The sequence below is a fragment of the Brachymonas moutaii (nom. illeg.) genome, assembly GCF_049977365.1.
Taxonomy (GTDB): domain Bacteria; phylum Pseudomonadota; class Gammaproteobacteria; order Burkholderiales; family Burkholderiaceae_C; genus Brachymonas.
On the sequence record NZ_JBNGEN010000036.1, the window covers coordinates 1 to 421 of the forward strand.

A 421-nucleotide genomic window follows, 5' to 3' on the forward strand; every position below is an offset into this window, starting at 1 on the left:
TTCAAGTGGCTGTTACGCAAGAATTTCAGACCAACGCACTCAATGCAATAAGCCAGTATGTGGAGCCTAAACAAGAGGCCTTGCGCAAGCAGATTAAAGAAACGACGGATGAGTACGTTAAGACGCAGCTATATGATGAAATCTATAAACTGCAATATCAAAAACGTCTTCTGGAGACCTTGGTGGAAGTTGTTGCAGCAAGTCCAGGTGTTGCCATTACGCAAGGCACCTTGCAGTTGGCTGCCACGAGAATGCGTGAGGAAAGCCTGGCCAATTCCAGAATTTTCCCAGGAATAACTGATCCCCAAACAGGCCAAGTACTCAGCAACGTATCGTATTCAAGTGGCGCCTTCGATGGAGTCAAGCTAGGAGGCGTACGTGTGGATTTGGATGTGATTTGTGGCAAGGATAATTCAAGGTG

1 protein-coding gene is annotated in these 421 nt (G+C 46.8%); it reads left to right on the plus strand.

What is annotated here, in order from left to right:
* Nucleotides 1–421: hypothetical protein (locus ACP2WS_RS11320; RefSeq protein ID WP_426460860.1), on the plus strand; the 421-nt coding region annotated here is incomplete at both ends.